The organism is Candidatus Zixiibacteriota bacterium, from assembly GCA_034003725.1.
Taxonomy (GTDB): domain Bacteria; phylum Zixibacteria; class MSB-5A5; order GN15; family FEB-12; genus WJMS01.
Genome location: JAVEYB010000003.1, coordinates 252381 through 268854 on the forward strand (window position 1 = coordinate 252381; position 16474 = coordinate 268854).

The following is a 16474-nucleotide window of genomic DNA, read 5'->3' on the forward strand; positions in this document are numbered from 1 at the left end:
GCTCAAAACTCCGGGGGAAATATGGTCACACGATTCCGCTACCTGTTTGTAATCTGCATTCTCGCTCTATGCGTCTCCATCGCGTTCGCCGGCCCTGGAAGTAAGGGGAAGAAACGTACGGCGCCTCAAATGCCGTTGGCGGGCGACACCACGGCCCGGTGGCAGACGCCCCATCCGTTCATGTACCTCTATACCTCGCTCGACGAGAAACCTTCGCTGGTCTCGGCGCCGGAGTTCATATTGCTCCCCGATTCTGAGGTTTCAGACACTGCGGACCTGCGAGGCGAGTGTCTGATCGAGATTGATCACAAGGGAGAGGTCTGCGCATTCCTGACTGAGCGAACGACTGGGGATCCGAAGGCCGACAGCCTCGCTATCGGCCTGCTGTTACAGAGTAGGTTCAAGCCAGCCTGGTACCGTGGGGGACCGGTGCCTGCCGCGATGCAGGCGAAACTGGCTTTCATCCCGAGCGACTCGGGGTACGCAGTCGATTCGAAGTTCATCGCAACGACAGGCTCAGGCGAGAACCCTTCGCCTGACAGCGTGCGGTCCGAGGAGCAAACGGATTCGCTCAAAGGAACGGATGTCGAGACGGACTGGTGGATTCCAGCGGAATGGGACACCCTTGTCGAGTTGCCTGAGATGACACAGCAGGGTCGACCGGGGATGCCTGAGGACTTCAGGCGGTCCGTCAAGCCGGGAGAAAGGGCCGATGTATGGGTGAAAGCATATATCAGTGGGATTAAGGAGACACCGCTGTTGGTGCAAATCGCCAAGTCCAGCGGCTGGGTCTCATGTGACATCGAAGCTCTGAATGCCTGCCGCCAATGCCGCTTCAAACCAGCCCGGAGGGCTGACGGTACCCCACAGGCCTGTTGGGTGACGTTCAACTATACCTTCTCGGTCTCCCGGTGAACAGGCTGGCGTGGATTTGCAGTTGTCGACTTGCGGGAGGAAAGATGACCAGTCGTAACCAATGGCTGCCGCCGGCGGCGTGGAAGCGGCCGAATCACTTCCCCCGAATCCGATCCCACAGGTAATGCATCGCCTCGCTCGCATTGTCTATATCCGGTTCGAGTTGTGCGAAATGCGTACCCGACGAATCGGTCGTAACCTTCCAGTTGAACATGTACTGCCCCCGCGACTCCGATCGCGTGTGAATTTCGCCGAATCGCAGGTCGCTGAACACGATCGAACTGTCCGAGCCTTGCTCAACGGCATACCAACCGTCGGAGAACCAGAGCAGCTGCCGCACCGCTCGCGTCTCACGAAGACCGTTGAGAAGCCACTCATTACGGGGCACGAACGTGAACTCGATCTCCGCACGTGTATCGAAAAGCGAGTAATACCCGACTCTGTAGCCTCCCGGAACCTCGGCTGTCGCCTGCCACAAAACCGAATTGAATAGTGTCGGTGCGGTCATCAGCCGGTCGTACTCGATCTGCTGTCTCTGCAGCGATTCCTCGAAGACGGATCCGACATACTCCTTGATGACAATAGTCGCCCCCATGTAGGCCGTGCTGAGTCCCAGCCCCATGAGAATAACCGCCTTGCGCGCGGTCAGCGACCGCCGGATAAACGCTACCGCCAGTACCGCCGCCAGCAGCGGTACCGTGAATAGCGGGTCTATGATCGAAATATTGTTGAACCCCACCTGGTAGTTGCTGAACGGCTGGAATAGCTGCGTTCCATAAACCGTAAAGCAGTCCAACAGGACCGCCGACAGCAGGCAGGCCATCGAAAGCGCGATCCACCCGCCAATCGATGCCCGTCGTCCGTTGATCCGGTACAGAACCCACCCGAGCACCGGGGCAAACGCGATATTGAACAGCAGGGAATGCGAGATGCCGCGGTGCCAGCTCAGCTGTGCTGCCGCGTCCATCAGCGGATAAAACAGCACGTCGAGATCGGGAATCGTCCCCGCCACCGCTCCCCACAGCAGCGCGCGGTTGCCGACCTTCTCACCGAGTGTGACCTCTCCGACTGCCGCCCCCAATACAAGCTGACTCAGCGAGTCCATTCGGACCAATCTCCCTTGATCGTTCTACGTACAACTCTTTCAGGCGCCCGCATGGTTCCTTATCTCCGGTCCGTCGACTTATCGGGGCGTCGGATCGAATCTCCCTTGACGTTTTTTCCGATGGCCCGTAGCCTTGCGGACGTGTATAATGTCAATCTGACGGGTCGTGTCCGTCAACATAACACTGACGACGACAAATGTCTTTTTGACACAGCAGAAAGGGAAATTCTTGAGAACCGCCCACGCACTCATACTCGCGCTCGGCGCCGTTGTGGCGGCCGCCGTATTCGGCATGTACTTTCATGACGCCCGTTCGCCGCAGCACGATATCGCCGTCACCGGCTATGCCACGATGAGTTTCGAGGCTGATATCGTCAAATGGCGCGTCACCCTCCAGCGGTCGACCGGCCTGACTGACCTGGTCGACGGCTACCGGAAGATCCAGGGCGACGTCGAGTTGTTCAAACGCCTTCTCATCGATCAGGGGCTCGCCGAGGAGGATATCTCGGTCCAGCCGATCAACACCTATCAGAATTACGGCCGTGAAGGGCAGGTGACGGGCAACACCATTCAACAGGCGTTGTTTGTCATATCGTCGAATATCGACGCCATTGAAACCTTGGCTCTCGACCCGTCAAAACTGATCGAGAGCGGCGTAACCGTCCAATCGTCGCAACTGGAGTTCTTCTCCTCGAAACTGGCCGACATCAAACAGCAGCTGCTCGCCGAAGCGACCAGAGACGCACAGAAGCGGGCTCAGGAAATCGTGACCAGCGCCGGCCGAACCCTCGGTAAGGTCATTAGCCTGCGCTCGGGCGTCTTCCAGATAACGGAGCCGTATTCCACTGAAGTGTCCGGCTATGGTATGTACAATACGCAGACCAGGCAGAAGGACATCACGGTTACCGTGCGAGCGTCGTTCCTGATCGACTGATAGACGCCGTTCCCCAAAAACTAAACCGGACGGCCTCTGAAAGACCGTCCGGTCGGTTAAACTGTTGGGATTTACTTAGAGTGTCCCAACCAAAGGCGGGACCGCTTCTAAGTAGCAGCCACCTCGGTAAAGTCTGTTTTTATAATAGGACCACCTCCTTTCCACCGTACTTCCAATAACAGAAAACCGGGCCGTTTTGTGCAACATAAAAATCAGAAAATGTCAGGTTGGGACACCCGTTCCAGCGTCGAACGGGTACCAAATTCAGCGATCTCCCTATGCACCGCAGCCATTGCGTTCGGCACGCTGTAAGATGTAGCTTCCCTGTATGGTTGCCATTCGAATCGTCCTGCGCGATCCCAAAGCCGTCGCCTGGCTGGTCCTGCTGACCGCCATATCCCTGCACGTTATCGACGAAGCCTTGACGAACTTCCTGTCTGAGTTCAACGCGCTGGTACCGCTCGCCAGGTCACTGACCGGGGTTGCCGCCATCCCGCACCTGTCCGGGGAAATCTGGCTGGGCGGGGTGCTGATCCTTCTCGTGGCCGGCCTGGCGCTCACTCCGATTGTCCATCGCGGTCACCTGCCGATTCGTGTGGTTGCGACCGCACTCGGCGTTCTGATGATTCTGAATGCCTGTGTGCATATTGCATGGTCAGTGGCTTCGGGGAGTCTGATGCCCGGTGCGACAACGTCACCGATCCTCGGGGCGGCGGGCGCCTTTATGGCCGTCCGCGGGTTAAACGGCCGCTATTGGCGACACGGTTCCACGTGAGCGACCGGAGACGCAATACGAGCCACGCCCGCACCAGCTCAGTTCTGTGTTTCGCCTACTCGGCGGATGACGAGGCGTCTGTCCCGAAAATGGTCCGTTTAATCGGTACGGTAAACCGGGTACCGCGGTCCTCACCCACGGAAAACGTGAATGACTTCTCAAATGACTGTTTGATAGCTGAGTCCGTGAGACTGATTCGCGCCGTCACGCTTTTGCTTGCCCCAATCCGGTCAGGCATCTCCAGCGTGATATACTGATCCGGAACATCGATCGGAGTCAGCTTCACCTCGCGATTCGAGAGATTACGGATGGTGAATTCCAGTTCCGTTCGCGCCTTCGCCCCGAACTGTGAAATGTCCAGTATGTGGGGGCTGATCGTGACCGGCCGGGTCTCATCCGGTTGCGGTACAACATTGGCGCTGAACCCGATCAAATGAGAGGCCGCCGTATCGTTGGCGTAAATGTAGGCCCCTTTGGTGAGTGATCCGCGGTAATGCTTGCTTTCGAATATCAGCTCGACCCACGTTGAGTCGCCGGGAGGCAGAGTGTTTCTCTCCAGCGGAGCCCTGGTGCAGCCACAGCCGAGCCTGATATTTTTGATTTCGAGTACGGCGTCGCCGGTCGACCGAAGCAAAAAGCGATGGCTCACCACCGCATTCTGCGGCAGATAACCGAAATCGAAGCTTGATGACGGCAGGGTCAGTTCCGGAGCGGCCGTCGCCGTCCCCGCAAGCAGTAGGAACACCACCCAGTACCGGCTGGCCGGTTTCATATATCCTCCATACTGTAAGGCAATCTATCCTCGCTCCTGCTATTATACCGAAATGCCTGTTTCGCCGCTTGTAAGAATATTAGTGGGTCGCTATTTTCCTGTTATTATGGACACGCATCCGGATGGGCGAGTGCAGGGAAATCATGTACAAGCTCGCGATTGTCGGTCTCGGCGGGTGAGTCGGCGCAATTGCACGCTACTCACTGTCGGGGCTTATCCATCGCCTGTCCGGCAGTGCATTCCCGTGGGGAACGCTTGTCGTAAACTTGATGGGTTGCTCTCTGATCGGTGTACTGATGGTGTGTTCTGAAGACCGTGACCTGATTTCGCCGGAGCCCCGTCTGTTGTTGGGAATCGGACTTCTGGGAGCATTCACGACTATCTCTACTTTTGGCTATGAATCGTTGGAACTTCTTCGTGACCGTCAACTGCTGTACTGTTCCATGAATCTGTTGGTCGGTGTCGTAGGTGGCCTGGCCGCCGTCTGGGCCGGTCGCCTTCTGGGCCGCCACTTGTTTCTGTACGGTGAGACCGACTAGCAGCACGGGCCCCGGGACCGCCGGGCACCACGACCGCGCAATCGCGGTTACAGGCAGTAGGCGCCTTCGAAAATCTCCGACCGGTGATCGAACTACGGCAGCCCGGTCGGACATCAGTGTCGATAGTGTGCCGACCATGGCTGACTGACGATACATGGACAAAGCCAATCCCTTTTAGCGCCGGACGATTTCCGGTGATTCGTGTGTATGGACCAGACGCGTTGGAAACAGATACAGTCGCTGTTCGAACAGGCGCTCGACCTCCCTCCGGATGACCGCGAACACTTCGTCCGCATCCACTCCGGCGGCGATCGCAACCTGTGCGACGAGGTCCTCAAGATGCTGCGGGCCGATCAGCGGGCGCACAGCCTGTTCGGCGGCGGGGCCGCCGACGCCCTCGGTCTGCCGAAACAGCTCTCTTTGGCCGGACGAAGAATCGGCGCGTTTGAACTCGTACGCGAAATCGGCGCCGGCGGTATGGGTGTCGTCTATCTTGCCCGACGAGTCGACGGCCAGTTTGAACAGCATGTCGCCGTCAAGCTCATCAAGCGCGGGATGGACACCGAGCAGATCCTCAAACGCTTCCAGATCGAGCGACAGATTCTCGCGCGCCTCGAACACCCGAATATCGCGCGGCTGCTCGATGGCGGCGTCACCGAGGAGGGTCTGCCGTACTTCACGATGGAGTACGTCGAAGGTGAGCCGATCGACCGATACTGCGACACGCACCGCCTGACAGTAGAACAGCGTCTGGTCCTGTTCCTGACCGCCTGCGATGCCGTTGCCTACGCCCAGCGGTGCCTTGTCGTGCACCGCGATCTGAAACCGGCCAATATCGTAGTGACGGCGGCCGGGCAAGTCAAATTGCTCGATTTCGGCATCGCCAGGGTACTCAGCGATGATCCGCAATTTGCCGTCCACGAACCGCTCACCCGCACCGGCTTCCGCGTCATGACCCCGGGATATGCATCCCCCGAACAGGTGAGGGGAGAGCCTGTAACGACGGCGAGCGACGTCTACTCGCTTGGTGTCGTTCTATATGAGCTGCTCACCGGCCGAAAACCCTACGAGGTCACAGGCGAATCGATCAAGCAGATCGAAGAAGCCATCGTGTCAACCGATCCCAAAAAGCCAAGCACGGCCGTGGTCACCTCCCCAACATCCGTTAAAACCCGCTCCCCTGAAACCAGTGATCCCAGGGCGCGAAGTGAGGCGCGCGGCTGCAGCCCCGAGCGGCTTCGGCGACGACTATCCGGCGATCTGGACAACATCTGTCTGATGGCGCTCAGAAAGGACCCCGCCCGACGCTACGAGTCCGCTGAGCAGTTTCGCGAAGATATCCGCCGGCACCTCGCCGGGCTGCCGGTTCACGCCCGACCGGAGACCCTCAGCTATACGCTGTCGAAATTCATCCAGAGACACCGCGTCGCCGTTTCCGTCGCGGCGTTTGTCGTTCTGCTGGTCACGGCACTAGTTGCGTTTTACACCGTGAGACTGTCGGAAGAACGAGACCGGGCTCGCGCCGAAGCGCGCAAGGCCGCCGAAGTAGCCTCGTTTCTGACTGACCTCTTCGAGATTGCCGACCCGATCAACGCCAGCGGCGAGACCATCACCGCCCGCGAACTGCTCGATCGCGGCGGCGAGCGCATTGATGTCGAGTTGGCCGGCCAGCCTGATGTGCAGGCGAATCTTCTGCACGTGATAGGCAAGGTGTACTACAACCTCGGGTTGTACGACGCTGCCGCCGACGCCCAGCGGCGAGCGTACGAACTGCAATCTGCGCTGTACGGCGAACGCAGCGAAGAAGTCGGGCTGACCTTGATGGAACTCGCCGCGCTCGCCGATATCGACGGTCACTACGACTCCGCTATCGCCTGCAATCGACGGGCTGTGGACATCTTCACTTCTCAGCGGGGAGAAAGAGACACACTGACCGCAACGGCCATCAACGATCTCGCGATCGGCCTGCGCCACAACGGTGAACTCGATGAGTCGGAACGATATTACCGCCGGGCGTTGCAGCTGCGCAAAGAACTGCTCGGCAGTCGTCACGCCGATGTCGCCCATACTCTGAATCACCTCGGAAGACTCCTCCAGTCTCAGGGAAGACTTTCCGAAGCCGAACAGTTGTTTCGCGAGGGTCTGGAGATCCGGCGCGAGTACTTCGGAACCGATAACTATGCCGACGTTGCGGCCAGCTATGCGGCGCTCGCGGGCTGTCTGGCCGCTCAGAAGCGATACGAAGAATCCGTCGAGATGTACGCTCGGTCACGCGAGTCATTCATGGCCGTTTTCGGCGAGGATCATCCCTACACGGTAGGTGTCATCGCCAGCCGCGGGCGAACGCTGATGGAGCTGGGACGGTTCCGCGAAGCCGGGCAGTCGATCCGCCGCGCAATCGATATCCAAAGCCGAATCCTGCCCGACGATCATCCTCACCGGAGCAACACACTGTATTATCTCGGTGAGTTGTACCTTCGGCAGGGGTTCGCCGATTCCGCCGAAACGATCTTTCGTCGAACGCTGGCCATTCGCGAGCAATCCCTCCCACCGGACAACTGGCGTATCGCGCAGGTCCGGAGCAGCCTCGGAGAGTGCCTGCTCGATCAGGGACGGATCACCGAAGCCTCGCCGCTGATTCGCGAAAGCTACGACCTGCTGCTCGAGCAATTGGGAGACAGCAGCCTCACTACCCAACTCGCCGGCGAAAGACTCCTGCGGCTTCAGCAAGCCCTTCACCCGTAACCCGCACTGCGGCTCTTCAGAAGTCTACCGATGCTCCGAGATGAACTGTGAACAGATCGGTTTTCGATCTGCGCACATCGTACGTGACCGTCGACCCCGTTTGAGTGATACTGCCTTCCTTCAGGTAGTCCGCCTCGCCGCCGAATATGTATCCGGCCCGGAGATCGATGAATACGTTGTACCCTCGCTTGCGCGCGATCCCGTCGTACACCCGGATCATCGTTCCTCCTCGCACACCGTAGCTATAGGCCCAGTCGTCGAAATTGGTCGATCCGATATCCACCTCGTCTCCGCCGGAGTCGTAGATATCGTCGATTGATGTCCGTGTATAGAGATACTTGAATCCGACCAGTGCGTCGGCGTACGGCCGGAAGCCGCCGTGACGGTAGCCCACACGGAAGAACAGGTGCGTCTGCACGATATTGTTGGTCGTCGAGACATCGACCTGGATGTCGGGAATCGTCGATGACAACGGCTCACGCCGCGTCTGATCCCCGTACAGCAGATACTCGAAAGACAGCCCGATTCCGAACGGCTGCTGCTGCGGGCTCCAGACACCGTCGATACATACACCGAACCCGTCGTCTTCGATTTCGTCCTTGAATTCTCCGGCCGGCACCGCCCCGGCAAATGATATCCCCGCCTGCCAGTTTGGGCGCGCAGCTACCGACGACACTTCCAGTAAGACTGCAATTGTCAGTACCCCGGCTGCCCTTACGCACGCCGCCATACCCCTGATTCGTTTCATGGAACCTCCGGGCTGTTCGTTGTCAACAGTCGCTCTGCTCGCTACATCCGCCGCACGATAATACCGCATCGCTATACGAATGGCAATGTGGGATGTTCAGTTTCCTCTGACCGCAATCACTGCGCGCGTGATCTCTTTGGTCACACGGCCACTGGTGGCAAAACCGGGACCGTAGTGTCTCCGGTCGCTAGCCCTGCAGCTTCTTGACGATTTTCCGAACCATTGAACGCGGCGACACGCGGATTGCCGGCGGAGTCAGCTTGTTCCTGATACCGGGGAGAATGACCACCTGTCGATTCCTGAAGCCCCGCACCCCCGCTTCGGCAACTTTGCGAGCATCCGCCATCCCGAGCCTGAACAGGGTAGAGGTATCCAATCCGGCTATTTCGGCAAACTCGGTTTTGGTGGGACCGGGACAGAGGCAGGAGACCGTGACCGATGTCTCCGCCAGCTCCTCGGCCAGCGCCTCTGTAAACGAAAGCACATACGCCTTACTGGCATAGTAGACGGCGACCAGCGGACCCGGTACAAAAGCCGCCGTCGAGGCCACGTTTAAGACGCCGCCCCGATCGCGGCGCACCATGCCGGGCAGAAAGAGCCTCGTCAAATGCGTGAGTGCTGCGATATTGACGGCAATCATGTCAAGGTGTCGATTGACGTCGATCCGGTCGAATCGTCCGGCTTGCCCGAAACCTGCATTGTTGACCAAAACATCAATCTCAATCCCCAACGCTTGCGTCTTTTCCAGCAGTATCTGCGGGGTATCAGGTTCGGACAGATCGGCGGGAATGGCGACGGTATCGATGACAAACTCATCTCGGAACTGCTCCGCGAGCGCGGCGATTCGCTTTTCACGCCGTGCTGCGAGGACGAGATTTGATCCCTCGGCGGCAAAGACCCGGGCGAGTTCCATACCGATTCCCGACGACGCGCCGGTGATGAGCACGGTTTCGGCAGGCATAGCTTCATGAACTCCGAATCGTATGTGATTGAGATGGTACCTTGACTAGTCGAATGCAGGGGTGCTGATTGATCATAGTGCGACGCCCCAGTGAATCGCAAAAACATATACCCCCGGCAGGATTCGAACCTGCTACCCTCTGCTTAGAAGGCAGATGCTCTATCCGAATGAGCTACGGGGGCAAGTCTTGTTGTTGTGCAACGGGTTAATGATGCACTAGGCCTGATCCAATATTGAAACAGGGGCTGGGTTTATCAAGAGAAAAATGAGGACAAACAAATCCCCTACGCCACGTAGCAGCCGTCAAGCGGCCACCGGACGTAATCGCCCTTCCAGATCCGGGTCAGATCCCGGTCGATTATCTCCGACGTCTTGTTGAGCCGCTCGCCCACCATGCGCCGGTGCATACGCTCAAGATGGAAGTCCGTCGTCTCGACATCAAACGGCAGTAATTCCGGGTTCACGAACCGAATCGCGCCGTCGCAGTCACGAGCCGTGATCAGCCGGTTGCGGTTGTACCGGCTGGGGGAGAAGGGGATGTCAAGGATGCCCTCCTGGAACGCCCGGATCGCTCCCCGCGCCAGCGAGCCGTTGCCAAGCGTTTCAATCGCCGTCATGATGGACGTGACTTCGGATTCCAGCAGCCGGCATTCGCGCTGCACGCCTGCCCGGTCGACCTGCATGTCCGAGGCGCGGGCGACGCCGTCCTGAGTCAGGCGAAGGGCCGCTGCATTGTCGAACCGCGTGGGGATCTTGTACGACTCGACCGGTGTCTTGATCATGAACCGGGTCGCTTTCGCCAGCGCGCCGGTCGTCGATGAGTTCAGTATCAACTGCTCCGCTTTTTGCGGGTCGGCGGGGAACGCCGCCATGTAATGATGATACACGGTCGACACCGTGCACTGAGTGAAGCCGTACTTAGCCAGATACCGACGAGTCATGCGGTTGATCGTCTGGATCGCGGCGATATCCTGGACCCGGTTGCCCTGCTCCGCAAGTCCGACACTGATACACCGTACTCCCGATTTGGCCGACAGGACCGCCTGTACGATATTGATGCAGATCGGAATCGACGGCTCGATCAGGCTGGTCGTCAACGGTCCGAAATACTCGCGATTGATCGTTATCCCGTACGTCGACTGGTACATGCCGGACAGCTTATCGACATACTTCCAGTACCTCAGATTTGTCGTCGGCGACGTTCGCTTGTCGTACGGGTAGAGGTAGCAGATAAAGCCCCCCTCCAGCGAACTGGCGCCGCCGGCAAGGGCGATTTCGTGCACCAGACGATGATCCGGGGAACCGGCCCTGATCTGGAACGGGGTCGTGATCGATGAGAGTATCTGTTTCACGCCCGGTACGCCATGCACCTCGACCGGGTAACCGTTCAGGAATGAGACACCACCCGGTTCGGAGCGCCGTACCCCCTCTTCGGCCTTTGCGTACATGTTCTTTCGGCTGGCCGCATCGAGTTGAATCGAAGACACATTCATGCCGTTCGCTTCGAGCAGTTTCAGAATCTCTATCTCGTCGGCGATATGTGCAACGCCGGTTCGCGGCTGCAAGAGGGGTGCGTAGGTTTTCGCATTCAATCGCGCTGCCGTGATGTGGTGGAGATTCTGCGACGGCTTCGCGTGATTACCGGTGATATCGGCATCGAGTACCTGCGAACCGGTCGGCCACGACGATAGCACCTGCTGGCGCGTCGTCGCAAACTCCTGGTCGGACATCGGTTCGTCGGTCACCTCGTGTAGGTCGTCAATCGCCGGCATCTCGTCGAACGCAAGGCGATCGAGACGCCGCGGCGTGATTCCTTTCTCGTGAAAATCCTTTCTCAGGTTGTCGAGTACATGCTGCCACCCCACCGGTTTGGCTGCGACATAGTCAAATCCCCGGCCGCGGTACTTGCGGACAATGGTGTCATTCGCTTCCTTGACCGACAGATTCCCGCCCAGATACCAGAGTTTCGGCTCATCGTTGCCGAGTCGATAGCGCTGCAACAGCTGCGGAAAATCCTCGAGATACAGGTCGGCGTGACCGTTGTTGCAGGAAATGAGGACGGCGTCGCAATCATCGGCAAGGTGGAAGAAATCGTCGAGCGTATTGCCGATGCCGAGATTGCGGACCGCCATGCCGGATTCCCGAAGCGCCAGCGTCAGCAACGCCATGCCGACCGAGTGGATGTCGTCCCCGATCGACCCGATAAGCAGCCGATAGGTGCTGTTCATGACTTGCGAAGCTCGCCGGTGCGGACCGGTCGGTCGATGCATTTGCTGATGGCCGCGTTACAAATACAGTCGATCGAGTCAATCAGCGGGATCGACATATCGTCCTGGCTGAGTACCAGCGGTATCTCACTGCACCCGCCGACTATGGCGTCGGCGCCCAGTTCCCGAAGACGCTCGACCGCTTCCAGAAAACGCTCCCGAGGCTTTCCGGTGATGTTGCCCGCCTTGATCCCCCACGGTTCGTAGATGGGGTCCATGAAGTAATACTGCTGATCACGGTCGTCGAAAACGACCGAACGAATCCCGGCTTCTTCAAATCGGGACTGGAAGAGGTTGCACTTCAAATTTCCGGTCGATGCGAGTATGCCGACCGCCTTTGCATCGGGGAAGTACGACGTGCAGTACTCCACCGATTCCCGGATACCGTCGATAAACTCCGCCCGCGAATTTCTCTGCAACTGGGGGATGAAGTAATGCGAGGTCATGCAGGCAAGGGCAAGATATGATGCACCAAACCGGTTGCAGATCTCGACCGAGCGCTGCAGTTCAGGCAGCGGCGACGGTCCGCCGTACAGAATGCCCTGGGTGCGATCCGGTATCCCGGTGTTGTTGTGAAGGATAACTTCGATGTATTCCTGGTCCTTCTCGGTGGGCGTCAACTCTACCAGTCGCTTAAACATGTATGCCGCAGCCACCGAGCCCATGCCGCCGATGATACCTAGCTTTTTGCCTGCCACGTTCGGATCCTGTGACTTATGTTGATAATTATTTACAGCCGAGGGGCGCTTGCCCAGGGCCGACCGGTCTTTGCTCATATCGGCATGACCGATCCGCCTTTCCACCCTGTACGCGTACTAAACTGTAACCATAAACTGACACGAGTGTTCCTTGTCGCCATTACCGCCGTTTGTCTGTCGTCAGCGGGACCGATCGTACCTCGCCGGCGGGGCGGATAAATCCTGCCGCCATCCCTATCCTATTGTGGTCCAATACGCTCCATATCTCTAACGGCTCGGCATGGCCGGCCCGGGTGGCTTCCCCGTGTCCTACGATTCCAATTCCCATGAATCCCCGACCCGCCACTGGCGATTATCGATATCCGCGCCCGCCGGGAGAATCGGAGAAAGACTCGTTTAGAGTGCCGAGCGACTGCCGTTCGGCTTTGTGTGCCGGGATACTATTGATATTCCGGCCCGAGAACGCAATCGAAATCTTGAGGGGCGCTGCCGCGCAGCTTGCGCTTATTACGGCGGAGCCGGACGGCCGACACGCGTCCTTTGACTGTCCCCATATATCGTTGACTAACAAGTCCACGAGCCGTACCGGAGGGCCGACGCGGTGACCGACCGGACCGTATTCAGACAGGGTTTCGCCGTATGGACTTTCCGTTGTTTTTTCTCTATGACATCGGCAATCGATTGATGTTCGCTACCATCGCCGTGACGCACGTGCTGATAAACCATCCCCTCGCTGTCGGCGCCTACCCGCCCGCAGATCCGACGCCTCTTCTATCGGATAACGCTCTACGCCACGGCTGCGCAGGTAGCGTTCGGCCCGCTGCTCTTCGTGACGCTCCCGTCCGTCGGAGTATCCTTCGCGCTGCTCGTGTTGATCATGACCGGAGTCGCCGTCGCCGCCGTGATTCTCGGATTGCTCTGGCGGGAAATCAACTTCCCCGACGACCGTATCGGACGGCGGTTCGCCGCCGTGGTCGCGCTGTTTAATGCCGTCGAGCTGGCGACGCTCATGCGAATAGAGGCGGGCCTTGGCGCCGGCGATGCCATGGCTGCCGGTCCCACCGGCAAGAGCGTCTTTCGCAATTGCGCGGCCTGCCATGCGGTCGATAAGGTACTGGCCGGACCGTCGTTGCGCGAAGTGTACACCATTTACAGGGACAACCCGCAGGGCATCGTCGATTGGGCGAAAAATCCCGGCAAGAAACGCCCGGAGTTCGTGCAGATGCCCTCAATGGCGCAACTGGGCGACGACAACCTCGCGCTGGTGGCGGACTACATGCTGGAACTCGGTGCGATGGAAAGCCTGCCGGCTGAACCAGAGCAGATGTGATCTGCTCGCACAGTAGGTTCGAAGTAATCTATCGGGGTGAGAGGATTTGAACCTCCGACATCTTGCTCCCAAAGCAAGCGCGCTACCAGGCTGCGCTACACCCCGAGTCTGCGGCTTCCATGATACCCGACCGGACCGCCCAAGTCAAGGCGATTAGCCCGCCTCTGCCGCGTGCTGCCGCCCCATTGCACCCTTGCGCATTTCCCGCAATGTGCTACATTGGGGCTGCTATGGCGAAAACCAATCTGATCGGCTATACCCGGGCACAACTCGAATCGCTCTTTGCGGATCTCGGCGAAAAACCCTTCCGTGGCCGCCAGCTCTACAAGTGGATCTACCAGATCCGACAGACCGATTTCGCGGCCATGACCGATCTGACCCGGACCCTCCGCGAGCGACTCGCCGCCGACTACACGATCGACGGCCTCTTCGTTGAACACCGCGCCCGCTCGGCCGACGGCACCGAGAAGTTCCTGTTCAGGCTGCACGACGGCCACCCGGTCGAGTCCGTCCTCATTCCCGACGACGAACGCGGCCGCTCCACCGTCTGTATTTCGTCACAGGCCGGATGCGCGCTCGCCTGCCGGTTTTGCGCCACCGGCACGATGGGGTTGATCAGGGATCTGACAGTCGGAGAGATTGTCGGCCAGCTCCTCTTTCTCCGCGATCTCTACGGACACGACTGTTTCACCAATGTCGTCTTTATGGGCATGGGGGAGCCGCTGAACAACTACCACAATCTCATCGAGTCGCTCCAAATCATGAAAGATGAACTGGGGCTCGGTATCGGGGCGAAACGTATCACCGTTTCAACCTCCGGTGTCACCCCCAAAATACGCAAGCTTGCTGACTCCGGCCTCAAAGTGCGGTTGGCCCTGTCCCTGCACGCCGCCACTCAGGAGAAACGGATCAGGCTGATGCCGATCGCGCAAACGTTCGGTTTGGACAAGCTTATCGACGCCGTGCGCTATTACGCTGAACAAACGAAAGACCGCGTCACGTTTGAATACGTACTGATCGACGACTTCAACGATACGATGGACGATGTCCTCGCGCTCGCGCGACTGATTCAGGGCATCCCATGCAAGATCAATTTGCTGGCCTACAACCCGGTGCCGGGGCTGCCGTACCGCCGTCCGTCCGATGAAAAGGTCGACTGGTTCGGACGGCAGTTGTATCCCCGTGCACCCGCGGTTACCGTGAGAAAGAGCCGGGGCCGGGATATCGAGGCCGCCTGCGGCCAGCTCGCGGCTCGCAAAATCGACAGCGGAGTGGCGTATGAATCGTAGCCTGCAGGCCGCCGCGATACTGGTACTCGCATGTGCGGCGTCGGTCGTCCCTCAGACCAAAACGACCGACATCACGTTTGGCGCTTTCGATGTCCCCCTGGCAAGGTGGGGAACCCAGACCGGGACGCTCGAGGTCACCAACGAAGCAACCTACCTGAAGTTCCTGAAAGTCGAAACCAACCTTCGCTTCGAAGGGGAGTACCTCAACCCGAATCGACTCGTGCAGTTCAATTACATCCTGCCGCCCGGTGAACACCGTACTATCGAGTTTGACATCTCGGTCCCCGGAAACTTCGGCAAGGCGATCCTGGATATCAGCATTCACGATGTCGTGGACACGCTCGATGATGTTTTGCCGGGGCAGGACGTGTTTCGCCAGTCCGGACAGATACGCTTCAAACCCGAAAACACCATCCTTCCGTACATGCAGGAACGTCTCACTGTTCCGCCGCGCGTGGAGACGTCTTACGATTTCGACTACGAATTCTCCCGCCTGCTGGTTCTGATGCTCACGGAAGGGAAGACCCCCGAAGAGATCGCGACGCTGGCCGACGTCGATGTCGCTTATGTCCGGTCGGTGATCGACTCGATGACGGCGCAGCAATACCTCGCGTCGACTGCCGAGGGCCCGCGACCGACGTTTCCCGTCCTGCGACTGGAACAGGTCCAGTTGCTCAAACCGGTCGCCGACGAGTTCGCTGCACGATTGGCGGCTGTTATCTCCGAAAACCTGACAACATTGCGGCCGGTCCTCGAACAGATGGTCGCGCAGGGGAATCTGTCCTCCGACAGTAATGATATTCTCGATGGCGGCACGATCCTTTACCGGCCCTATCCGGTCGTTGGCGCTCTTCTGCTCTGGTTTGACCTCGGGCAGGAATTCATCTCCGATCCCCGCCCGCTCGAGATTTTTCAGGGAAGCGATCCGTGCAACGCCCACATACCTCGATACATGTACCTGGTGCAGGGGGGAGCGCTGTTTAACGGATCGCATTTCTACAACCTCCTGTTGGCCCAGCGAAACATGATGATTGACTGGTCCGATTCACCGCCCGATCTGGAGTGCGTCCCCGGCTATCACTTGCTGACACACCAATTGCGGGATCGTCGCGACTGGCGCTATCCGCAGTCGCAGTCGCCCGAGGTTCATGTGCTCGACACCGCGAAAGTGTACGTCGGGCTTCGTCACCTTCGCCGTGGCGCCCCGGAAGTGCTTGTTGATCTCTCGGCGCGCTTGCAGGCAATTGGCGCAGATGGAACCTTGAACTTCCGCCACTTCGGCTTTCGCTATTGGTTCTGGAACCTCATCGCCACCCGAACACTTACGTTGCTGACCGAGCAGGGCGCCGTTGTACGCGCCGGCAACGGGTTCTACCGGTTCGAAGGAAGGTAACTG

The 16474-nt window shown here is 58.8% G+C and carries 14 protein-coding genes and 2 tRNA genes; 8 read left to right on the forward strand and 8 right to left on the reverse strand.

The annotated features are described in order from the left end of the window. Positions 1-21 precede the first annotated feature (21 nt). Positions 22-915 (forward strand): hypothetical protein, encoded by an 894-nt coding sequence (locus RBT76_05850; GenBank protein MDX9857293.1) that lies wholly within the window; start codon positions 22-24, stop codon positions 913-915. A 94-nt stretch (positions 916-1009) separates the two neighbouring features. On the opposite strand, the gene RBT76_05855 is transcribed toward RBT76_05850, so the two are convergent. Continuing rightward, positions 1010-2020, reverse strand: coding sequence for a metal-dependent hydrolase (locus RBT76_05855; protein ID MDX9857294.1), 1011 nt, complete (start codon positions 2018-2020; stop codon positions 1010-1012). A 229-nt stretch (positions 2021-2249) separates the two neighbouring features. On the opposite strand from RBT76_05855, the gene RBT76_05860 reads away from it, so the two are divergent. Continuing rightward, a complete protein-coding gene (locus RBT76_05860) occupies positions 2250-2954 on the forward strand; it encodes an SIMPL domain-containing protein (GenBank protein ID MDX9857295.1) in 705 nt (234 codons plus the stop codon). Positions 2955-3282: 328 nt separating this feature from the next. After that, positions 3283-3729, forward strand: a complete 447-nt coding sequence (locus tag RBT76_05865) for a hypothetical protein (GenBank protein MDX9857296.1) — start codon at positions 3283-3285, stop codon at positions 3727-3729. 55 nt (positions 3730-3784) lie between these two features. Here RBT76_05865 and RBT76_05870 read toward each other — a convergent pair whose 3' ends face one another. Continuing rightward, complete coding sequence (locus RBT76_05870; protein MDX9857297.1) at positions 3785-4501, reverse strand: DUF1573 domain-containing protein; 717 nt, start codon at positions 4499-4501, stop codon at positions 3785-3787. Positions 4502-4689: 188 nt separating this feature from the next. Here RBT76_05870 and crcB point away from each other — a divergent pair, with 188 nt between their 5' ends. Further along, positions 4690-5040, forward strand: a complete 351-nt coding sequence (gene crcB / locus RBT76_05875; GenBank protein ID MDX9857298.1) for a fluoride efflux transporter CrcB — start codon at positions 4690-4692, stop codon at positions 5038-5040. Positions 5041-5247: 207 nt separating this feature from the next. After that, complete coding sequence (locus RBT76_05880; GenBank protein ID MDX9857299.1) at positions 5248-7785, forward strand: serine/threonine-protein kinase; 2538 nt, start codon at positions 5248-5250, stop codon at positions 7783-7785. Between the two features lie 16 nt (positions 7786-7801). On the opposite strand, the gene RBT76_05885 is transcribed toward RBT76_05880, so the two are convergent. The 5 genes from RBT76_05885 to RBT76_05905 form a co-directional block, all read right to left on the reverse strand. Next, positions 7802-8533: a hypothetical protein gene (locus RBT76_05885; GenBank protein ID MDX9857300.1), complete on the reverse strand. Its 732-nt coding sequence runs from the start codon at positions 8531-8533 to the stop codon at positions 7802-7804. 187 nt (positions 8534-8720) lie between these two features. Next, a complete protein-coding gene (locus RBT76_05890) occupies positions 8721-9494 on the reverse strand; it encodes an SDR family oxidoreductase (GenBank protein MDX9857301.1) in 774 nt (257 codons plus the stop codon). A 108-nt stretch (positions 9495-9602) separates the two neighbouring features. Further along, positions 9603-9676 (reverse strand) — tRNA-Arg (locus RBT76_05895). 102 nt (positions 9677-9778) lie between these two features. Further along, complete coding sequence (locus RBT76_05900) at positions 9779-11722, reverse strand: methylaspartate mutase subunit E (GenBank protein MDX9857302.1); 1944 nt, start codon at positions 11720-11722, stop codon at positions 9779-9781. Then, positions 11719-12459, reverse strand: a complete 741-nt coding sequence (locus RBT76_05905; GenBank protein ID MDX9857303.1) for an amino acid racemase — start codon at positions 12457-12459, stop codon at positions 11719-11721. Before RBT76_05905 ends, RBT76_05900 begins: the two co-directional genes overlap by 4 nt. An 829-nt stretch (positions 12460-13288) precedes the next feature. Between RBT76_05905 and RBT76_05910 the strand changes: the two genes are divergently transcribed. Then, positions 13289-13789, forward strand: a complete 501-nt coding sequence (locus tag RBT76_05910) for a c-type cytochrome (GenBank protein ID MDX9857304.1) — start codon at positions 13289-13291, stop codon at positions 13787-13789. Between the two features lie 31 nt (positions 13790-13820). Here the strand turns inward: RBT76_05910 and RBT76_05915 are convergent. Further along, positions 13821-13894 (reverse strand) — tRNA-Pro (locus RBT76_05915). A gap of 125 nt (positions 13895-14019) precedes the next feature. Between RBT76_05915 and rlmN the strand changes: the two genes are divergently transcribed. Together rlmN and RBT76_05925 are read left to right on the forward strand one after the other, a co-directional pair. Next, on the forward strand, positions 14020-15078 hold the full coding sequence (rlmN, locus tag RBT76_05920; GenBank protein ID MDX9857305.1) for a 23S rRNA (adenine(2503)-C(2))-methyltransferase RlmN: 1059 nt from the start codon (positions 14020-14022) through the stop codon (positions 15076-15078). Further along, positions 15068-16471: a hypothetical protein gene (locus tag RBT76_05925; GenBank protein MDX9857306.1), complete on the forward strand. Its 1404-nt coding sequence runs from the start codon at positions 15068-15070 to the stop codon at positions 16469-16471. Before rlmN ends, RBT76_05925 begins: the two co-directional genes overlap by 11 nt. The last annotated feature ends 3 nt before the right edge of the window (positions 16472-16474 follow it).